The organism is Chitinophaga pendula (genome assembly GCF_020386615.1).
Taxonomy (GTDB): Bacteria; Bacteroidota; Bacteroidia; order Chitinophagales; family Chitinophagaceae; genus Chitinophaga; species Chitinophaga pendula.
The window spans coordinates 6,962,886-6,982,463 of sequence record NZ_CP077769.1; the positions used below are offsets into that span (position 1 = coordinate 6,962,886).

Annotated in this window: 19 protein-coding genes; 9 read left to right on the plus strand and 10 right to left on the minus strand. The window is 45.9% G+C overall.

Going from position 1 to position 19,578, the window contains the following annotated elements; genetic code table 11:
* Nucleotides 1-15: 15 nt before the first annotated feature.
* On the minus strand, nucleotides 16-699 hold the full coding sequence (locus tag KTO58_RS26250) for a porin family protein (protein ID WP_095836563.1): 684 nt from the start codon (nucleotides 697-699) through the stop codon (nucleotides 16-18).
* A 69-nt stretch (nucleotides 700-768) separates the two neighbouring features.
* On the opposite strand from KTO58_RS26250, the gene gldB reads away from it, so the two are divergent.
* Nucleotides 769-1,806: a gliding motility lipoprotein GldB gene (gene gldB, locus KTO58_RS26255; protein WP_443092838.1), complete on the plus strand. Its 1,038-nt coding sequence runs from the start codon at nucleotides 769-771 to the stop codon at nucleotides 1,804-1,806.
* Nucleotides 1,807-1,922: 116 nt separating this feature from the next.
* On the opposite strand, the gene apaG is transcribed toward gldB, so the two are convergent.
* The 4 genes from apaG to KTO58_RS26275 all read right to left on the minus strand — a co-directional run bounded on the left by apaG (nucleotide 1,923) and on the right by KTO58_RS26275 (nucleotide 4,373).
* Nucleotides 1,923-2,309: a Co2+/Mg2+ efflux facilitator ApaG/CorD gene (gene apaG / locus KTO58_RS26260; protein ID WP_095836561.1), complete on the minus strand. Its 387-nt coding sequence runs from the start codon at nucleotides 2,307-2,309 to the stop codon at nucleotides 1,923-1,925.
* Nucleotides 2,310-2,466: 157 nt separating this feature from the next.
* Nucleotides 2,467-2,793 carry a DUF4157 domain-containing protein gene (locus KTO58_RS26265; protein ID WP_095836560.1) on the minus strand — a complete coding sequence of 109 codons (327 nt, stop codon included), beginning with the start codon at nucleotides 2,791-2,793 and terminating at the stop codon, nucleotides 2,467-2,469.
* A gap of 2 nt (nucleotides 2,794-2,795) precedes the next feature.
* Complete coding sequence (locus tag KTO58_RS26270; protein ID WP_095836559.1) at nucleotides 2,796-3,716, minus strand: DUF5777 family beta-barrel protein; 921 nt, start codon at nucleotides 3,714-3,716, stop codon at nucleotides 2,796-2,798.
* Between the two features lie 114 nt (nucleotides 3,717-3,830).
* Complete coding sequence (locus KTO58_RS26275; protein ID WP_095836558.1) at nucleotides 3,831-4,373, minus strand: YceI family protein; 543 nt, start codon at nucleotides 4,371-4,373, stop codon at nucleotides 3,831-3,833.
* Between the two features lie 250 nt (nucleotides 4,374-4,623).
* Between KTO58_RS26275 and KTO58_RS26280 the strand changes: the two genes are divergently transcribed.
* Complete coding sequence (locus KTO58_RS26280) at nucleotides 4,624-5,928, plus strand: UDP-N-acetylmuramoyl-tripeptide--D-alanyl-D-alanine ligase (RefSeq protein ID WP_225859929.1); 1,305 nt, start codon at nucleotides 4,624-4,626, stop codon at nucleotides 5,926-5,928.
* Nucleotides 5,929-6,614: 686 nt separating this feature from the next.
* Here the strand turns inward: KTO58_RS26280 and KTO58_RS26285 are convergent.
* The 5 genes from KTO58_RS26285 to mce all read right to left on the minus strand — a co-directional run bounded on the left by KTO58_RS26285 (nucleotide 6,615) and on the right by mce (nucleotide 10,548).
* Nucleotides 6,615-7,544 carry a transporter gene (locus KTO58_RS26285; protein ID WP_095836557.1) on the minus strand — a complete coding sequence of 310 codons (930 nt, stop codon included), beginning with the start codon at nucleotides 7,542-7,544 and terminating at the stop codon, nucleotides 6,615-6,617.
* Nucleotides 7,545-7,556: 12 nt separating this feature from the next.
* Complete coding sequence (locus tag KTO58_RS26290) at nucleotides 7,557-8,561, minus strand: cytochrome-c peroxidase (protein WP_225859930.1); 1,005 nt, start codon at nucleotides 8,559-8,561, stop codon at nucleotides 7,557-7,559.
* Nucleotides 8,562-8,616: 55 nt separating this feature from the next.
* Nucleotides 8,617-9,477: an MbnP family protein gene (locus KTO58_RS26295; protein ID WP_225859931.1), complete on the minus strand. Its 861-nt coding sequence runs from the start codon at nucleotides 9,475-9,477 to the stop codon at nucleotides 8,617-8,619.
* A gap of 217 nt (nucleotides 9,478-9,694) precedes the next feature.
* Complete coding sequence (locus KTO58_RS26300) at nucleotides 9,695-10,072, minus strand: hypothetical protein (RefSeq protein ID WP_157752725.1); 378 nt, start codon at nucleotides 10,070-10,072, stop codon at nucleotides 9,695-9,697.
* Between the two features lie 74 nt (nucleotides 10,073-10,146).
* Entirely contained in the window at nucleotides 10,147-10,548 is a 402-nt protein-coding gene (mce, locus tag KTO58_RS26305; protein ID WP_095836554.1) for a methylmalonyl-CoA epimerase, read from the minus strand.
* A 201-nt stretch (nucleotides 10,549-10,749) separates the two neighbouring features.
* Here mce and KTO58_RS26310 point away from each other — a divergent pair, with 201 nt between their 5' ends.
* The 7 genes from KTO58_RS26310 (at nucleotide 10,750) to KTO58_RS26340 (ending at nucleotide 19,561) form a co-directional block, all read left to right on the plus strand.
* Nucleotides 10,750-11,967: an IscS subfamily cysteine desulfurase gene (locus tag KTO58_RS26310; protein WP_095836553.1), complete on the plus strand. Its 1,218-nt coding sequence runs from the start codon at nucleotides 10,750-10,752 to the stop codon at nucleotides 11,965-11,967.
* A gap of 45 nt (nucleotides 11,968-12,012) precedes the next feature.
* Complete coding sequence (locus KTO58_RS26315; RefSeq protein ID WP_095836552.1) at nucleotides 12,013-12,462, plus strand: iron-sulfur cluster assembly scaffold protein; 450 nt, start codon at nucleotides 12,013-12,015, stop codon at nucleotides 12,460-12,462.
* Between the two features lie 184 nt (nucleotides 12,463-12,646).
* Nucleotides 12,647-13,384: a gliding motility-associated ABC transporter permease subunit GldF gene (gene gldF / locus KTO58_RS26320; protein WP_095836551.1), complete on the plus strand. Its 738-nt coding sequence runs from the start codon at nucleotides 12,647-12,649 to the stop codon at nucleotides 13,382-13,384.
* Between the two features lie 59 nt (nucleotides 13,385-13,443).
* Nucleotides 13,444-15,147 (plus strand): gliding motility-associated ABC transporter substrate-binding protein GldG, encoded by a 1,704-nt coding sequence (gene gldG, locus KTO58_RS26325; RefSeq protein WP_157752724.1) that lies wholly within the window; start codon nucleotides 13,444-13,446, stop codon nucleotides 15,145-15,147.
* Nucleotides 15,148-15,296: 149 nt separating this feature from the next.
* Nucleotides 15,297-16,244 (plus strand): TerC/Alx family metal homeostasis membrane protein, encoded by a 948-nt coding sequence (locus KTO58_RS26330; protein ID WP_095836549.1) that lies wholly within the window; start codon nucleotides 15,297-15,299, stop codon nucleotides 16,242-16,244.
* Nucleotides 16,245-16,315: 71 nt separating this feature from the next.
* A complete protein-coding gene (locus tag KTO58_RS26335) occupies nucleotides 16,316-18,820 on the plus strand; it encodes a bifunctional UDP-N-acetylmuramoyl-tripeptide:D-alanyl-D-alanine ligase/alanine racemase (protein WP_095836548.1) in 2,505 nt (834 codons plus the stop codon).
* A gap of 87 nt (nucleotides 18,821-18,907) precedes the next feature.
* Nucleotides 18,908-19,561, plus strand: coding sequence for a lipoprotein signal peptidase (locus KTO58_RS26340; protein ID WP_225859932.1), 654 nt, complete (start codon nucleotides 18,908-18,910; stop codon nucleotides 19,559-19,561).
* Nucleotides 19,562-19,578: the final 17 nt, after the last annotated feature.

Below are 19,578 nucleotides of genomic sequence, written 5' to 3' on the forward strand. Positions count from 1 at the left end.
TCGATTAAAAAATGATTAGAAATATACGCCGAGCCGGAGCGATAGGCTATTCATATTAACTTTGCCATCGCCCCATCTGGCGTTGCGCGTAACGTCAATGAATCCGTTCTGATAGCTGAGGCCTACGAGGCCGGTGAGGCGTTCGCCCAGTGGGTATTCTACACCTGCGCCTACGAGCAGGCCGATATTGATACGATTGACTTCTTTGATCAGGTTTTGTTTTTCCCATTTCTGGTTGAGGCTGACTACGTCGGCCCTGGCTCTGACGGGAAATCCGAGGTAGGTGCCGAACTGGCCCCAGAAGGCGGCGCCGCTGCTGGTAGGGGTTGTTTTGAGTTTGAGGGTAGCAGGGATCTCTATATGTGTGAGGCGCATGTCGTATTCAGCGGGGGCACTATTGTACCTGCTGAGGCCTTTGCCTGCATCATATTTGAGTTTGCCGCCGCTGGTGACGATCTGGAGGCCGGTAGCGATGGCATAGGTTTCTGCTTCATTGAGCATGAAGTCGACCATGATACCAAAGCTGGCACCGAACCGGGACGAGTTGCGGGTAACGCCTTCTTCCTGGGGTTTGAGCATCATGATACCCGGGTCTATTTTGAATCCGAGCCGTACTGATCTTGTCATATCAAACTTGCCTTGTGCCATACTCCCCACTGCTATGCTGAACAATGCTAATAACAATGAAAAACGCTTCATATTGATTTTACCTTTTTTTTAATACAATGTATGCAATATTTTTACCTGCTATTTAGTTTTGATAAACCGATGCAAAGTTACACCATAAAAAACACCTGGCTGTGGTTGATCTGTTTCCTGTGGTTGGCAGGGGCGGGATGCGGGCATACCGTAAAGGCCCCTGACGTGAGTCATATACCGATGACCGTGAAGATACAGCGATTTGACCAGGAGCTGTTCCGTATTGACAGTAATGCGGTAGGGGACGGTTTGAAGCGATTGTCGATAAGGTATCCTTTATTCCTGCCGGTGTATTCGGAGCATATTGTGAACCTGGGGCCTTATTCTGACAGCAGCGATGTGGTGAAGCATCAGCTACGGACGATGTTGACCAACCGGGATCTGCGGTTATTGCAGGATTCCGTGAATAAACATTTTGCGAAGGTGGAGCCGATCGAGCAGGAGTTGACGCAGGCATTTAAATATACCCGGTATTACCTGCCGGACTTTCATGCACCGGAGGTAGTTACTTTTATTTCGGCGATTGGTAACTATGGAGCTATCACTGCGGACGGTGTATTGGGGATTGGGCTGGATATGTATATGGGCGCAAACTTCCCGGTATATGGGATGTTACCGGATTATCCTGCTTATATGATCCGTAAGTTCTCTCCGGAATATATTCCTGTCAACTGTATGCTGGCGTTGGTACAGCAGCGTTATCCGCTGGCGGCGAATAATACGACGTTGATTGCCCAGATGGTAGATGCGGGACGGCAGCAATATTTCCTGGATAAGGTATTACCGTTTACGCCCGATACTATTAAGACCGGTTATACGAAGGAGCAACTGGCCTGGTGTAAGGATAATGAGCAACTGATCTGGCAATTTTTTGTGCAGCAGCAGTTATTGTATAGTTCTGACTGGCAACATGTGTCGCGTTTTCTGAATGACGGGCCTACTACGCAGGGGATGCCGGGAGAGGCGCCGGGTAAGATCGGTTATTTCGTAGGGTGGCAGATCGTGAAGAAGTATATGGATCGTAATCCGCAGGTAACGTTGCAACAGCTGCTGGAGATCAAGGACCCGATGATCATTTTCAACGGGGCTAAGTATAAGCCAAGATAGCCATTAGTTAATAAAAAAGAACAGGTAATAAAAAAGGCTGACAGGAAAGTATCTTACTTTTCCGTCAGCCTTTTTTAAATAGTTTAAGACTATAGGGTGGATAATACCAGCTGTTACTAATTGAGTTTAAATGGTACTACCATATGGAATTCAGGGATCTTTACTTCCAGCATTTTCTTATTGAGCTGGTTTTCCATTTGGTAGGTGCCATACATTTTCCCTATTTCGGTACGGAGGTTAGAGCCAGACACGTATTGGTAGCTTTCTCCGGGGGCCAGCAAGGGCTGAACGCCTACTACGCCTTCTCCTTCTACTTCGCGGTGTGTACCGTTAGAATCAATGATGAACCAGTGGCGGCGTAATAACTTAATAGGGAAGGTATTGTTGTTCTCAATGGTAACGCGATAGGCAAACATGAATTCACTTCCGATTGGATTAGAGTAATCGGGCTGATAGAATGTTTCCACGCTGATGGTGATTCCTTCTGTTACTTTTTTTACCATAGAACACCTCCTTTGACGTAAAAATAAGGAAAATAAGTGCAGTCCCTGAAAATTTATATAAGCGGGTAGCGCACTTTAACGAATTTTTAGGTAAAGTGCTAACGAGGCCGCAGTCACTTAAATTATTGAGCACCAGCTCGCTTTAGGGATGGGGATTTTAGGTGATGTGGATACCTTCGAGGATATAGGGATCATTTTCGGCGGCTCTGGCGGCAATTTCGAAGTGGTTGTTATAGTATCCTTTGCGACACCATTCTACGAAATATAGCCATAGGAAGAGCCAGCGGCCGTATTGGCGGTATTGTCTGACATGGCATACTTCGTGTCGCAGCCAGGATATATTGGATAAGAGATCGGAACGGGAGGCGCCATACAGGTGTATAGTGCCTCCCAATACCAATGCTACCTGCTTGCTATGCAGTTTGGCGGCCGCTATTTTGGCCAGCCAGGAATTTTCTTTTATGCGGCAGGTGATCTTTTCCAAGTTTATAATGAAAATCTTCTGGAAATATTGAATCCCCAGCGGAACTGTCCTTGTAACCAGGAACTGGTGGTTTCTGGTATGAATTGGTTTTCCAGTATTGCTGTGGAGTTGGTAAAGTTAATGTGAAATACGTGACCGCCGGTTTCAATTTCCAGGCCGACTGCCAGGGGGTTATAAAATTGTTTGCCCAATGTTTTGTAGTAGTCTTTGCTTTCCTGGTTGCGGAAGGGGTAGAAATATTCTACCAGCAGTCCCATTCTTTTGGAAAATTTGAACCGGCCGCCGCCGCCGATGGCCAGTATGCTGTTTTGGTCCATATAACCGACGCGGTTACGGTGTACATAGGTGGGTAATAGGGACAAGGAGAGGCGTTCGCCGAACTTGCGGGATACGACTACTTGTCCTGTATAGGACATACGGTCTGTGAACTGTTCAAAGTGACTGGGATCGGAGACTGTTTTGCTGGAGGTCATACCGCTTACTACTGCATTACCGAATACAACCAGGGATACCGGTACGTGATCGTCTGTTGTTTGTTGGAGGAGGCGGAATTTGGCCATTCCCTCATAAAGTTGGCTGAGGTCGCCGGAGCCTTTGGCGCGGCTGACACCTATCATCAGGTTGTCAGTGATACCATATTCGAAAGCGATGCGTATATCGGTAGAGTTATCCATACCGAAGAAGGTTTTGGAGCCACCGAATTCTCCGCCCAGGTCGCCGAACCGGTGTGCCACACGAAAGTCCAGCTCACGTTTTTTCAGCATTTCGGTGGAGTGTCCCTGGATGATGCGGGTAGATTTGTAGGTGGCAATCACGGGTGTATGTTCTTTAGGAGTGTCTTTGTCAAACATTTTGCTCAGATCATCCTGGGCCATACACCACTGGCTTAACAGGCAAAGGAACGCAATTCTAAGAATGGTCATTTTAACGCTGGATTTTAATTGATTTAAGATGAAGGGATGTTGTGTTGTCGTAATATGTGGTAGCCGGCGCCGGCCTAAAAAGATATCGTTGAGTCTATACTGCAGGTCGTACTATTATTTGGGTTCATAGGCGGCCTGGATCTTCACGGCTACTATTTCTGCAATATTTTTTATTACCAGTGTGGGTATTTTGATCTGGTGGTCTGCCAGTTTTACATTGAAGCCGGAATGCAGGGTTATCTGTTTGTCTCCTACGGTGAGGGTACCTTTTTCCCGATAGGTTTTATCTACGCCGTGGAGGGAGAGGGTGCCTTCTACATTTACTTCGTAAGTGCCTGGTTTGGAGAAGTCGGGTGCATTGAGGAGTTTACCTTTAAATTCTGCAGACGGGAATTTATCGGTTTCCAGGTAGTTTTCGTTGAAATGTTCCTGCATGAGTTTCTTTTTAAACTGGAAGGTGTTTACCGGTACTTTGAAGTACACGTTGCCTGTTTTCAGATTGATAGCAGATACGCCCTTATCTGTTTTAGCATCAATATTCTCCATGGGAGCCTCTGAAAAAAAGGACAATGAGACATTCCTGCAGGAATAGATGTCTTGGGCAAAAAGGGGGGCCGTCAGCATTGATGCGGCCAGTAAGGCTAATAATTTTTTCATAATATCAATTGAATAGTTCTTCAAAAAAGCTGGCAACCGGCTCATTGCTCCTGATTGAAAGCGGGCACTCTGTCCATGTGCCTGATTATGCCCCGTATACGTAAGACAGCAGTGTTACGTTGCCTGGAAGGCCAGGATTTTTCATTAATAGCTGTGATTGGTATAGTTTACAGATAGGGGAAATGATAGATGACTGCGGAAGGGCTGCCGGGAAAAAAGTATTTGCCGGACGGCGGATATTTTTACATTTGTGACCAAACATAACATAGCCGTGACTATCGATCAATTATATGAAGTTTACCGTCAGCATCCGTCTGTACAAACGGATACCCGTCAGTTAAAGGCAGGGGATATCTTTTTTGCATTAAAGGGACCCAACTTTAACGGGAATACCTATGCGGCGGCGGCCCTGGAAAAGGGGGCTGCTTTTGCCGTCGTGGATGAAGCAGCCTATTATACACAGCCTGATAAGATGATGCTGGTAGCAGATGCATTGCAGACCTTACAGTCATTGGCCAACTACCATCGCAGGCAACTGAATATCCCGGTGCTGGCCATTACCGGTACTAACGGTAAAACCACCACCAAAGAACTGGTCAGGACAGTATTGGCAGCAGGGTTTAAGACGCAGGCTACGGTAGGTAATCTGAATAATCATATCGGCGTGCCGCTGACATTGTTGGCAATAGGGCCTGAAATAGAGATCGCCGTGATTGAAATGGGGGCTAATCATGAGAAGGAGATCGCCGCTTACTGTGAAGTAGCATTGCCTACCCATGGTATTATTACCAATATCGGTAAAGCTCACCTGGAGGGCTTTGGCAGTGAGGAAGGGGTACGCAGGGCAAAGGGTGAACTATATGATTTCCTGCGCTCCAGTGGAGGGACGGTATTTGTATGCCGGGACTATCCGTACCTGGTAGAGATGAGTAAAGGTATTGCGACGGTCATTACCTATGGTGAGACCGATGCTGACTTTACGGGATCTCCACTGGCGGATACGGCATTATTGGGGGTTAGGGTTACACAGCCGTCTTCGGTAGGGACTTTACAGACCAACCTGGTGGGGGCATATAATTTCCCCAATGTGATGGCGGCAGTGGCAGTAGGTGTACATTTTGGAGTAGCTGTCGACAAAATCAGCGAAGCGGTAGCGGGATATGTACCTTCCAACAACCGTTCGCAGGTGATCAAACAAGGCTCCAATACGATCATAATGGACGCCTATAATGCGAATCCATCCAGTATGCGGGCAGCGGTAGAGAACTTTGCCGGGATACAGGCAGATAAGAAAGTATTGTTATTGGGAGCGATGGCTGAACTTGGAGGAGATAGCATTAAAGAGCATCAGGCATTGGTGGATTTGCTACAACAGCATCATTGGCATGCGGTGGTATTGGTAGGGGGAGATTTTGCCAAGGTGCATCATCCTTATATTCTTTTGCCGGATGCCGCAGAAGCTGCTGTGTGGTTAAAGCAACAGCAGTATGAGGATGCATATCTGTTGATAAAAGGTAGCCGTAGTACGGGCATGGAGAAAGTTCTTGCGTCATAAGGGCAACGCAGTAATCGACTGATAGAGGTATATCGACCGGACAGGGAGGTATACCTTTTTTAGCGTAAGATGGCGGGGAATTGAGTGGCTATAAAAAAAAGACCTGCAAGCTAAAAAACCCGCAGGTGTTCATAACCTATGCCAACTTTAGAGTTATCGTTATACTATCAACTCCGTAGAGAGACAGCAAATATGTTGATTGAGAACTTTGTTTACTCTCGAAAACAATTAGCGCTGATCGGGCGACTTTGGTTGTTTTGTTTATGGAATTAACAGCTGTAATGACTTCTTTGTTCAATTGCTTCCGTATTCATTTCTTAAGCTGTGGTACTAATATCGTTACTTACGATAGATTAGAGTAGTTCGGATTGCTAAAATCAAAAAAAAGTTGCCCGAAATAATAGATTGATTTTCAATATATAAAGAAAAATAGCATTATAAGATTCGTTCTGAAGCCCCGTTTTTAGGGGGGGGAATGCTAAAAAAATGCAGTGGGGACAAGGGGGAGAGGCATATATGTTGATTTCACATAAAATACCTATATCGCAGTCACTTCGCGAAGCTGCTTTTTACCTTTGCATACTATCCTGGAATAATCCGATATAAGTGATTGTTGGTTTATGAACATATGCGAGCTGCATACTGCGTATTTGCCGATATGACTACCGATAAATACGCAGTAATAATTAAAACAGATAGGAAACACTTAGCATCATCCTGTTTTGTGCCTTTACTTTTTGTCCTGCCAGTTGTTGTGCCAGTGGTGTCTGGAAGTTGCCACCTACGGCAAACCGGGAGAAAGTGATTTCCATGCCTGCTGTTCCCAGCAGCAGATCCCCACCGGATACATCAACTGGATACTTCTTTTGCTCTGTATCTTTTGCCGCTGTTTCATACAGTATGCCTACGTTAGGAGCTATGGTTACTTTGCGTGCAATATTGATCTTATAGTAGGCCAGTACATTGGCTGTAAATTTATTGCCGTAGCGATAGTCGTACTGGTTGTCGGTATTGATCTTATAGCTGACGTTGGTATTCAGGCCAAAATCCTGCAGTCGGACGTCGTACATGGCATTAAGTGTGAAGTCGACACTACCGGTGCCGAGTTGAAAGTTGTTGGGCATGGCTTCCGACAGTTTTTGTTCGGCAGGCTCATACTTTCCGGTAGGGGCTTTTACGCCTGCGCCTATCCAGAGGGATTGTATCAGCAGGTTGTTGCCTAAGGAGCGCTGCTTGCTAAGCAATTGATAGTAACCTACGACAGCGATGTCGCCCAAGCCGGTTTTATATTTGGTTGCATCCTGATTTTGCCGCTCGTTAAAATTGAGTGGAACAAAACCCAGTATACGGAACCTTTTACCCAGATTCCAGCCGCCCCATAATTCTGCTGTTTGATAGTGTTCGTCGGTGGTGAGATAAGATGTCCTGCCACCTGGTCCTAAGTGTGTGCGTAACGTTTTGTACTGATATCTTAAGCCTATAAAGCGCTTTTTGAATTCAGGTAAGATGCCTATATAATAACTGCCTACACCGCAGCCGCAGATATCACAGGCGAAGGCAGGTGTAGCCATGTTTGCCATCAATATAAGTAGTAGTAGGTAAGTCTTTTTCATCATGATTACTGCTGCTTAAGGTTGAGAAAATCTTTTGTCTGTAATGAAGTCCCTGTCATTTAAAGTATTGAGGAAGGCGAGTAATTGTGTCCGTTCTTCCGCGCTGAGGGATATGCCTGGCAGTGCCTGTTGTTGCAGCAGCGGGTCCAGATTAGGTGTACGTTGTACTTCCTGTGTGTAATGATCCAAGACCCCGTTGAGCGTGAGCAACCGCCCATCATGCATATAAGGTGCGGTGTAAGCCAGGTTCCGCAGGCTGGGAACTTTAAACTTGTATTTGTCCTGCGGGTTCAATGTGATCAGGTACCGGCCCTCGTCATTGTTAGGGCCAATGCTAAGGCCGTTATTACGAAAGGATTGATCTGTAAATAGGGGTTCCTGGTGGCAGGTACTGCATTTCTGTTGATAGAGCGTGTATCCTTTTTGTTCTTCTGCTGTAAATACATCGCCTTCTTTACGCATGACCTTGTCGTATTTCGCATTACTGCTTACCAGCATGACCATGAACTGGGATAGTGCTTTAAGCATACGTGCCGCTGTAATGTCTCTATTACCGAAGGCTTTCTGGAATAATGCAGGATATTCACTGCTGGCTTGTAATTTTTTTACTACGTTGTCTACTTTTTCATCCATCTCTACCTCGTTGGTGATGGGGGCGATCGGTTGCAGGTCCAGGTCGAATACCCCACCGTCCCACATGAACGTGGTATGCCAGGCCAGGTTCATTAGAGGTGTGGCATTACGGGTACCCAGCCGGTCGTCAATACCATGACTTACATCATGGCCGTGATGGGTGAAGGCAGCGGCTTGCAGGTGGCAGTCTCCACAGGAAATGGTATTGTTCCTAGAGAATCTGGGTTCATAAAATAGCTTACGTCCCAGCTCAAAGCCAGCCTGGGTAATATTATTGTCTGATAATCTGTAAGCTGCTGCTGCGAAATTCGCCGGTTGCCGGAAACCCTCAAAGGGTGGAGGGGTATCGTTTTTGTCACTTTTGCTGCATGCTGTTATTGACAGCATGCAGCAAAATATGAACCCGTATTTATTCATCATCATGATTGTTGGGTTGAACGGACTAGTTTTCTGTGTGGTCGTGACGGAACATAGCGGTATAGTTATTCGCTATAAGTTTGCTGAAATCGCCGAACATTACGGTAGCGTTTTGAGCGATGCTGACATTGGTCGGTCCGTTGAATACTTTCATTACATCTACCATAAGGTGGATATTGGCTTCCCGGTCTTGTCTGACTTTGGCAACACCAGCAGCGGTCAACTGTATATCGATGGTTTTGAGGTTATTGATGGTAGGAGCACTATAGCCGCCGAATCCGCCGATATGATACCTGAATTTTTTATCACCCGGCGCTACCGCGGAGGAGCCTTCCATCTTAAAGAAAATATAACCGCTGTTCCAGCTCCAGTACATATTGCCACCAGCTTCACCAGCCGGGTCTAGTACGCCGGTACGTTTATCTACTTTAGCTGTGCTACGCAGGCTGTCGACACCTAACACAAAGCTGAGTGTAGCGTATTCCCCTTCGGGTACTTTCACTTTTACAAATTGGGAGGTAGCACTGCTCTCCGATACAAGAAAGTAGCTACTATCCTGTGGTACCGTGTATGCTTGTCCACCGCTCGTGGTAACCTTGATATTGCTAATATAATATTGTAACGTGCTCACGGAGAATTGTTCACCACTTGCGTTGGTATACACGCCTGTATTAAGTTGTAGGTTCTTCTCCCCTACTATATTGTCGAACTGTATGGATAAAGTGGCTAATTTCTTTTCATTGTATGCCGGCGTGGCTGATTCCTTTTTACAGGAGGAGAAAATAGCCAGGGTGATAATGGTATATAAGACGGAGGTAATAATACGTTGCATGATGTTAGGCAGTATTTTAAGGATGGACGCAGGCAATTGCGATCCGTTTCGCATTATGCAGGCGAATATGGACTGCTGGTCCGTTGCTTTGGAAGAAAAAGATGTTCTGATTAAGCAGTAGAAGCTGGATATACACGCATACGTATACGAGTTTCCGCCAGGTGATATAAGTTGTCGGGAGGAAAACTAAGTTTTCCCGGACAGGGAGTATCACTTTTAAGTACGGAGATATTGTTATTCGTGAATGCTAAGTGCAGTTGCGTGTAATGCGTTATGCGAGTGGTGGGTGGAAGATGCAGGAGGAGCGGTCAACAGGCATGCCTGCGTTGCCCGGCTGACAGGCTGTGACGATGAATATGAAGGCAGGTGTGATGCTATTGATAATATGTTGCGTATAGAATACTTCGTTTTTGTTTTCCGCTTTACGCTCCGGGTTTTCATTGTCTTTACGCTCCTGGTCGTTCATGCGTTTTTTCAATTGACAATGCCCGTTACAATGCATCATCGGCTTGTCGCGGTTGATACAAAGTGTTTTGGCAATAAAATCACGATTCATGTAGAAGTCGGCCATCACCCAATAACGGCTGAATGCCTGGCACATCCATGCCAGCACAAGCAACGCTACCATTATATGTTTGGAGACTTTCACGACGAGAATACAATTGGCCGCAAAGGTAGCTAATAACTTTGCAAATACGTACAGAAAAATTTAATGTTGCTTCCTCATCTGATCTCCTGGCACAGTTCTATCAGTACTCCATTTGTATCTTTAGGATGCAGAAAGCAGATCATTTTATTATCAGCGCCGGCTTTAGGTTGTTCATGCAATAAAGTAAAACCTTCAGCCGAGAGTCGCTGCATTTCTGCATGTATGTCTGCTACTTCGAAGGCGATGTGATGCATGCCCTCTCCTTTTTTATCGATGAATTTGGCGATCGCACTGGAGGGTGCAGTAGCTTCCAATAACTCTATCTTGGTATCGCCTGTCCGAAAAAAAGCGGTAGTCACATGTTCGCTTTCTACTGCTTCTTTTTTATAACAGGAGGTGTTGAGTAATTTTTCGTACAAAGGTACAGCCGTCAATAAGGATTTTACGGCGATGCCAATATGTTCAACTTTGAGCACGAGCTGGTTTTTATGTATTTGTAAAAAAGTTGTTAACGCACGTCAAACGCAAACCATACCGTTCTGTATCACGAATATAAAGGTATAGACTACTTCTATCGGCGCATCAGTATTTGCAATGGGAGCGACCGGGTAAAAATAGAACATATGTCGTAAATTTGGTTTGATTTTAGCTACAGACCACAACAGAATCCTGCGAATATGCCAAAACTACCTATATACCTGGATTATAACGCAACCACTCCCTGCGATCCGAGAGTGGTAGACGTAATGCTACCTTATTTTACAGAAATATTTGGCAATGCGGCCAGCAGAAGCCATGCTTTTGGCTGGACGGCAGAAGAAGCTGTAGATCACGCCCGAGAGCAGGTAGCTCGTTTGATAGGTGCAGAGCCGAAAGAGATCGTTTTTACATCCGGGGCTACTGAGGCCGATAATCTTGCTTTGAAAGGAGTGTTCGAGATGTACAGCAGCAAAGGCAATCATATCATCACTACGGAGACGGAACATAAAGCGGTATTGGATACCTGTAAGCACCTGGAGAAGAAGGGCGCGTCAGTGACCTACCTGAAAGTAAACAACGAAGGGGAAATAGACCTGAAAGAACTGGAGGCGGCTATTACCCCGCAGACTATACTGGTGGCAATTATGTATGCTAATAATGAAATCGGTATAGTACATCCTATCAAAGAGATCAGTGCTATTGCCAAGAAACATGGTATACTGATGATGACGGATGCCACACAGGCGGTAGGGAAGATACCGGTGAATGTTGACCGGGACGGAATAGATCTGCTGGCGTTAAGTGCACATAAGATCTATGGCCCTAAAGGAGTAGGTGCCCTGTATGTAAGGCGTAAGTCTCCCCGTGTGAAGGTAACGGCTCAGATGGATGGAGGCGGACATGAAAGAGGGATGCGCTCCGGCACATTAAATGTCCCCGGTATTGTAGGGTTGGGTAAGGCCTGCGAGCTGTGCATGGAAGAGATGGAAGCAGAAGCTAAGCGACTGGCTGTTTTACGTGATAAATTGGAGAAAGCACTGCTGGAACTGGAAGAAGCCTATGTAAATGGCTCTACACAGCATCGTTTACCACATGTGTCTAATTTGTCGTTTAAATATGTAGAAGGAGAAGGGTTGATGATGGGATTTAACAGGGAGATTGCCGTATCTTCCGGTGCAGCTTGCACATCAGCATCCCTGGAAGCAAGTTATGTCCTGAAGGCTTTGGGATTAGGAGATGACCTGGCGCATGCTTCGCTGCGTTTCAGCCTTGGACGGTTTACAACTGAAGAAGAAATAGACTATACCATCCAGGCGGTAACAGCTGCAGTAAAAAAACTGCGGGACATGAGTCCGCTTTGGGAAATGTTTAAAGATGGAATAGATATGAATACCATCACCTGGGAACATCATTAGCATGACCAGGAATACTAACTAACGTGGCACTAAACAGAGAAGTATATGACATATTCTGACATCGTTTTAGATCATTACAACAACCCCAGAAATGTCGGCACTTTGGATAGCAAGAGTAATACTGTAGGTACTGGCCTGATTGGCAACAATGAATGGGGCGAGGTAATCCGCCTCCAGATAGAAGTCAGCCTGACCACACGTGTCATTACAGCGGCTAAGTTTAAGACCTTCGGAGGCGGCGCCGCTATAGCAGCTTCATCACTGGCAACAGAGTGGCTTAAAGGGAAAACAATAGAAGAGGCTGCCCGTATTGACAATATGGACTTTGTAGCTGCCCTTAACCTATCGCCTGTCAATCTGCATTGTTCTATTCTGGTAGAAGACGCGATCAAAGCATCCATCAACGACTTCCTGCGTAAAAACGGATTGGAAGAGCTATCAGTAGCTGAAATTGAAAATGCAGATATAGAAGAAGAGGAAGATATCTTCCATTAAATTGTCGACGTCCTTTTAGCCCTATCCCGTGCTGGTCCTGCTCGCTTTGGCAGGACGGATAAGCCTTTCACTTGTTACATTCCTCCCTTTTTTACTTCACCATTGCCAGGAAAACATCCAATGGTATAAGTTTTTAATAGCACATGGCGTTATTTTATATATTTGTGCTTTTACTAATTTTTCCATGCTGGCCGTCTTTAAGAAAGAAATACAACAGTTTTTCAGCAGTATAACAGGATACGTAGCTATCCTGCTGTTTTTACTGGCAAATGGTCTGATGTTATTCGTGTTCCCGGATACCAGTCTGCTGGACTACGGGTATGCAAATCTAGACCCGCTTTTTGAATTGGCTCCTATTATTTACCTGTTGCTGATACCAGCTATCACGATGCGTAGCCTGGCAGATGAATTCAAAACCGGTACGATGGAGCTGCTAAGTACCAAACCCTTGACCTGGTGGCAGGTCATAATGGGTAAATATTGGGCCGGGCTACTGGTCGTATTGATATCCCTATTGCCTACCCTTGTCTATTACGTTGCCATATCCAGACTGAGCACCGTTCCCGGAAACATTGACAATGGCGGTATCACCGGCGCATATATCGGCCTCTTCCTGTTGGGGGCTGTCTTTACCGCCATTGGTATATGGTCGTCCTCGCTGACAGCCAACTCGGTAGTCGCTTTCTTAATAGCCGTATTTACCTGCTTCCTGTGCTATAATGGATTCGATGCCCTTAGTAAGGTCGCCGTATTTACAGGTGGCGCCGACTATTATCTACAAATGGCAGGGATTAAATTTCATTATACTTCCATCAGCCGCGGGGTTATTGATAGCCGGGATGTGGTGTACTTCATCAGTTTAATTGCTTTTATGCTATACCTTACCCGTTTGTCACTACAACGAAGAATGTGGGATAGCTGATCAAAGCAGCTCCCCCGGCAAATGGAATAATAACTGAATAACCAGAAACGTAGATCACCTTGCAGACCAAACAAAAGAAATATTTACAGCGGGTATTGGGAGTGGCGATCTTATTGATCGCTGTTAACATCCTGGCTGCCTATTTTCATACTCGTCAGGACCTGACAAAAGAAAATAGATATACACTCACGCCTTCCACCAAAGCTTTACTGAAAGGGCTGGACAGTACGGTTACGATAGAAGTGTTCCTGAAAGGGGACTATCCGGCCAGCTTCCGCCAATTAGCTCGTTCTACCCAAGAGCTATTGGATGAGTTCCGAGAATATGGTAAACAACATATCCAATACACCTTTCAAGGTCCCGGACAAGGATTGGATGACTCTGCCCGGCTGGCTTTTCAGGAATCGCTGGCTGCACAGGGCATTATGCCGTTTAACCTCCAAGTACAGGAACAGTCTAGCCAAGGGTATGCGGAAAAACTGATATTCCCCGGTGCATTGCTTCATTACAAGGGAAGAACTATCGGTGTCAATTTACTAAAGAGCCAGGGAGGCCAGGATCCCCTGCAGACAATGAGTAACTCCGAAGCACTATTGGAATATCAGTTTGCCAGCGCTATTCAAAAGCTGCAACAAAAGGAAAAACCGCTGATCGGGTATATGCTGGGCAACGGAGAATCGCTGGGCGCCGAAGTGTATGATGCCCTGAGTACCCTACAATCCAACTATCGCCTGGATACCCTGGGACTGGCGGCTAATAGCCATATTCCCCAGGATTTTGATGTGATTTTATTCAACCGTCCTATTCAAACGTTTACCGAACAGGATAAGCTGAAGATCGACCAGTACGTCATGAACGGCGGCCGTATCATATGGTATATAGATGCATTGACCGCCTCCGTAGACAGTCTGCAGGGTGGACGAAACTTTATTGCTTTTGATCGTGGACTCGACCTGGAAGATCTGTTATTCAGATATGGTGTCCGTATCAACCAGGACCTGGTACAGGACCTGCAATGTGATGTCATCCCCTTGGTCGTGGGAAGAACTGGAGATCGTCCTCAGATACAACCAGTCCCTTTCCCCTATTTTCCTTTGCTGACACCTACCGGGCAACATCCGATCGTTAAAAATATGGATATGGTGCTCAGCAGGTTCACCAGTTCTATGGATACCGTTAAGGGTGGGGAGATCCGCAAGACGGTGTTGCTGACAACTTCTCCTAATAGCCGTACCCTCCGTGCGCCCGTACAGGTAAGCTGGGATGATGTTAAAAAGCAACCTAACCCACGGGATTTTCGACAATCCAACCTGCCTGCAGCAGTATTACTGGAAGGTAAATTCATATCCTTGTTCCGTAACAGGCTGGACGACGCCAGCCTGAAAATGGTACAGCAGGTTTCCGGCGCCCCTTTCAAAGCGCAAGCTGAACAGGATGGTAAAATGATCGTGATCAGTGACGGAGATGTGATTGCCAATGCAGTATCCCGAAAGAATGGACCGCTGCAAATGGGGATCAATGAATTTAACCCGGGTTTCGCATTCGCTAATAAAGAATTCTTTTTGAACTGCCTGGAATACCTGACTAATAATAATGGGATACTGGAAAGCCGTAACAAACAGCTAACCCTGCGCCTGCTGGATCCGGAAAAAGTAAAACAGGAAAAGACAAAATGGCAGGCTATCTGCTTCCTTGCTCCTATAGGTTTGATCTTATTGTTTGCAATGATATTCCAGTTCGTTCGCCAACGTAAATACCAGTAACCACAATCGCTTGCGTCAAATAATATCTTTTTTTATATGTTGGCCGGCAGCCTTACTGCTGGCCATTTCTTTCTGCTGTAGATCAGCAGTTCGCTATCGTGGCATATAAATATCCTTATCTTTGCCGTTCACTAATCTAAAAGGTTTTCATGACACCCACGCAGTGGACGTACCTCATCTTTGGAATTGTTATAGTATTGGCCCTTATCTTCGACCTCGGGCTGCTTAGCAAAAAATCCGCCACAATCTCCATTAAAAAAGCACTACTTCAGACAGCCTTCTGGGTAAGCCTTTCCCTGGCCTTCTTTGTTTATATGTGGTTTGAAGATGGACATGCTACCGCCATCAGCTTCCTGAGCGCCTACCTCATGGAATGGTCCCTGTCTATTGACAATATTTTCGTTTTCATCTTGATTTTCAGTTTCTTCAAGATTAAAGAAACCAGTTATGCCAGGGTACTGTTGATCGGTATCCTCATGGCCATCCTATTCCGCGCTGTCTTTATCACTGTTGGAGCCGCCCTGATCGCTGAATTCCATTGGTTATTGTACGTATTTGGAGCCTTCCTGGTATATACCGGTATCAAAATGTTCGTTGTGGATCAACATGAAGACTTCAAACCGGAAGAAAACATCGCTTATCGCTTTATGAGTAAATACATGCGTATCACACATGAAGATCCCAAAGAGCGATTTGTAATAAAAAAACATAATAAGGTGTATTTCACCTCCCTCAGTGTGGTAGTGGTGATGCTGGCGGTAACAGACATTATCTTTGCGCTGGACTCCATTCCAGCCGTGTTTGCTATATCCCAGGACCCATTGGTGGTATATACCTCTAATATATTTGCAGTATTAGGACTTCGTTCCCTCTTTTTCTTACTGAGAGGGGCCGTCACACAATTTGATTACTTACAGCAGGGTATAGCTATCGTGCTGGTATTTATAGGACTGAAGATGTTGGCAGAGATCTTTCACTTCACCTTACCCATATATGTTTCCCTGATCGTTATCGTACTATGCCTGGGTGGCTCTATCTGGTATTCTATATACCATAAGAAAAAAGGAGTACCTGAGCAGTTGAAGGATGGTCATTAAGAAAATGTATAACCAGGTATAACGTGACAGATAAAATGTCAACTGAGAGTTTATTACAAATCTGATATCAAGTGTACAACGCAGAAAGTATCAGCAAGATCCTGAAAGGGGAGATCCTGCAACAAACAGGTTTCCCGGAGATAGAACATATTTTGCTGGACAGCAGGAAGCTGAATTTTCCGGAGACATCCCTTTTTATTCCACTCGTTAGCGAGCGGCGTAATGCCCACCAATATATGGAAGAGCTCTACCGTAAAGGTGTGAGCAATTTCCTGGTGAGCCAACCCGTGGAACTAGGGCATTTCCCCAAGGCCAATATCATACTGGTAAAAGATACCTTACACGCATTACATATGCTGGTAGCCTATCACCGCCAGCAATTCCATATACCCGTTATTGGCATCACAGGCAGCAATGGTAAAACGATCATCAAAGAATGGCTTTACCAGCTGCTGGAGAAAGACTATCACATCGTACGTAGTCCTAAAAGCTATAACTCCCAGATAGGTGTACCGCTGTCCGTTTGGAAAATGAAGCCGGAACATGAGTTAGCTATTTTTGAAGCGGGTATCTCGCAACCGGGAGAAATGGTGAACCTGGAAAAGATCATCCATCCTACCATCGGTATCTTCACTAATATCGGAGAGGCGCATAGCGAAGGCTTTCTGAATATCCGACAGAAGATCAATGAAAAGCTGGTCCTATTTACCAAAAGTGAAGTACTGATCTACTGCAAGGACTACCTCGCTCTCAACGAATGCGTACTTAACTTCCACACTCAGGTAGGTAAACGCGATAACCAGACCAACCTACAGTTGTTAAGCTGGTCCCGTAAGACCGATGCCGACCTGCGTATCACCCTCCTCGAAAAGTTAGATAATCACACCCGCATAGAGGCGCTTTATAAACAGGAAGAGCATTTGTCGATAGAGATCCCATTCGTAGACGAAGGATCTATTGAAAACGCCATTCACTGTTGGGCCCTGATGTTATATCTCGGCAGAGACCAGGCAGAGATCCGCCAGCGTATGCTGACATTGAGCAATATCGCCATGCGGTTGGAACTGAAACAGGGCATCAACAACTGCTCTGTGATCAACGATGTATATAACTCCGATCTCGGGTCATTGACGATCGCGCTGGACTTCCTGCAGCAGCAGCAACAACATCCTACACGTACCGTCATATTGAGCGATATCCTGCAAAGTGGAAAAAGCGACGCGTCCCTTTATGACGAAGTGGCCAGCCTGTTGCAGAAAAAAGGAATAGAACGCCTGATCGGTATCGGCAAAAATATCTCCCGCGAGAAAAAGATCTTTCAACAGATAGAAGGACTGAAAAGCAGCTTCTTCAATACCACAGAAGAATTCATTCAACAGTTCAATCAGCAGGATTTCCAGCATGAAACCATCCTGCTCAAAGGGGCGCGCGTATTTGAATTTGAACGTATCGGTAAGCTACTGGAGCAAAAGGCGCATCAGACCATCCTGGAAATCAACCTCAGCGCCATCTCACATAATGTAAAATATTTCCAGTCCCTGCTCAAACCCAATACCAAGCTGATGGCTATGGTAAAGGCGTTCTCCTACGGCAGCGGCAGTTTTGAAATTGCCAATCTGTTGCAGTTCATTGGTGTAGATTACCTCACCGTAGCCTATGCAGATGAGGGAGTAGACCTGCGCCGGGCAGGTATCACTATGCCGATTATGGTGATGAACCCGGAACCCAGCACATTCGATGCTATCCTGCAATGGAACCTGGAACCGGAGATATACTCCATGCACATCCTCCAACAGTTCGAAGAGGAAGTGCGTATCGCCGGAAAAACAGCCTTCCCTATCCACGTCAAACTGGATACTGGTATGCACCGCCTGGGTTTCGAACAGAAAGATATCCCGGCATTGGCTACCATATTAACAGACAACCCGCAGTTAAAGGTACAATCCATCTTCAGCCACCTGGCTGGCAGTGAAGATCCGGCATTGGACAGTCTCACCAAACAACAGGGGGAATTGTTCTATGAAATGAGCCACCAGCTGCAAAAAGCACTGGGATATGCCGTAATTCGTCATATCGCTAACAGCGCTGCTATACATCGGCATCCCGACCTCCAGCTCGATATGGTCAGACTGGGCATCGGCATGTATGGCATAGACAGTGGACAGAATATCCAGAACCAATTGCGCAATGTGAGCACCCTCAAAACTACTATCGCGCAGCTGAAACACTTGCAGCCGGGAGAGACCGTAGGATATGGCGCCAAATGGAAAGCCCAGTCACCGGCCGTGATTGCAACCGTTCGCATCGGCTATGCAGATGGATATTTCCGCTCCCTGGGCCAGGGCAAAGGAAGTATGCTGGTAAAAGGGAAAATGGCTCCCGTCGCCGGTACCATCGCTATGGATATGCTGATGCTGGATGTGACACACATCCCCGGAGTGGAAGAAGGCGACGAAGTGATCGTATTCGGAGAAGACCTGCCGGTAAAAAAACTCGCACAATGGGCAGGTACCATCCCATATGAAATACTAACCAGTATCTCTCAGCGGGTAAAACGTGTATATTTCCAGGAATAAAAAAGCACCTGACGCTGTAAAATAAGGCCGCCCTTTTCTACAGCCACTTTAAATAAATCTATTATTTTTGACAAAATTTAATCTATTGTGAAATATCGTCACGTAATAATAATTGTAGTGCTGATACTGGTGATAGACCAGGCCCTGAAATTCTGGATTAAGACCAATATGTACATGCAGCAGGAATTCATGATATTTCCTGATTGGTTCCGGATACACTTCATAGAAAATGAAGGAATGGCCTACGGTCTCAAATTTGGTGGCGATTTTGGTAAGATCCTGCTCACCCTCTTCCGCCTGGTAGCGGTGGTGATAGGATTTGTATATATGAAAAGACTGATCCGCGAAAAATATCATACCGGCCTGCTCATCTGCGGCTCCCTGATACTCGCAGGAGCTGCCGGTAACCTGATCGACAGCATGTTCTACGGACTGATATTCTCCGAAAGCACCTACGAAGTGGCCAAGTTCCTGCCCAAAGGTGGAGGATACGGCAGCTTCCTCCATGGTAAAGTAGTTGATATGCTCTATTTCCCTATCTACGAAGGCTATCTCCCCAAGTGGGTGCCATTCAAAGGTGGCGATTACTTCATATTCTTCCGGCCTGTATTTAACATCGCAGATGCCGCTATCTCCGTAGGCGTGATCACAATACTCATTTTCCAGAAACGTTTCTTTAGCCGGCACCTGCAACCCGCCAGTAACCAACGGCTGGGCAATGAAGTAGATGCCACCGCATAAAAATATACACTCGTTGT

Excerpts from the sequence above, each read along its gene's own strand:
- KTO58_RS26250 (WP_095836563.1), bottom strand. The coding sequence starts at position 699 with ATGAAGCGTTTTTCATTGTTATTAGCATTGTTCAGCATAGCAGTGGGG.
- gldB (WP_443092838.1), top strand. The coding sequence starts at position 769 with ATGCAAAGTTACACCATAAAAAACACCTGGCTGTGGTTGATCTGTTTC.
- apaG (WP_095836561.1), bottom strand. The coding sequence starts at position 2,309 with ATGGTAAAAAAAGTAACAGAAGGAATCACCATCAGCGTGGAAACATTC.
- KTO58_RS26270 (WP_095836559.1), bottom strand. The coding sequence starts at position 3,716 with ATGACCATTCTTAGAATTGCGTTCCTTTGCCTGTTAAGCCAGTGGTGT.
- KTO58_RS26275 (WP_095836558.1), bottom strand. The coding sequence starts at position 4,373 with ATGAAAAAATTATTAGCCTTACTGGCCGCATCAATGCTGACGGCCCCC.
- KTO58_RS26285 (WP_095836557.1), bottom strand. The coding sequence starts at position 7,544 with ATGATGAAAAAGACTTACCTACTACTACTTATATTGATGGCAAACATG.
- KTO58_RS26290 (WP_225859930.1), bottom strand. The coding sequence starts at position 8,561 with ATGCTGTCAATAACAGCATGCAGCAAAAGTGACAAAAACGATACCCCT.
- KTO58_RS26295 (WP_225859931.1), bottom strand. The coding sequence starts at position 9,477 with ATGCGAAACGGATCGCAATTGCCTGCGTCCATCCTTAAAATACTGCCT.
- KTO58_RS26310 (WP_095836553.1), top strand. The coding sequence starts at position 10,750 with ATGCCAAAACTACCTATATACCTGGATTATAACGCAACCACTCCCTGC.
- KTO58_RS26315 (WP_095836552.1), top strand. The coding sequence starts at position 12,013 with ATGACATATTCTGACATCGTTTTAGATCATTACAACAACCCCAGAAAT.
- gldF (WP_095836551.1), top strand. The coding sequence starts at position 12,647 with ATGCTGGCCGTCTTTAAGAAAGAAATACAACAGTTTTTCAGCAGTATA.
- KTO58_RS26330 (WP_095836549.1), top strand. The coding sequence starts at position 15,297 with ATGACACCCACGCAGTGGACGTACCTCATCTTTGGAATTGTTATAGTA.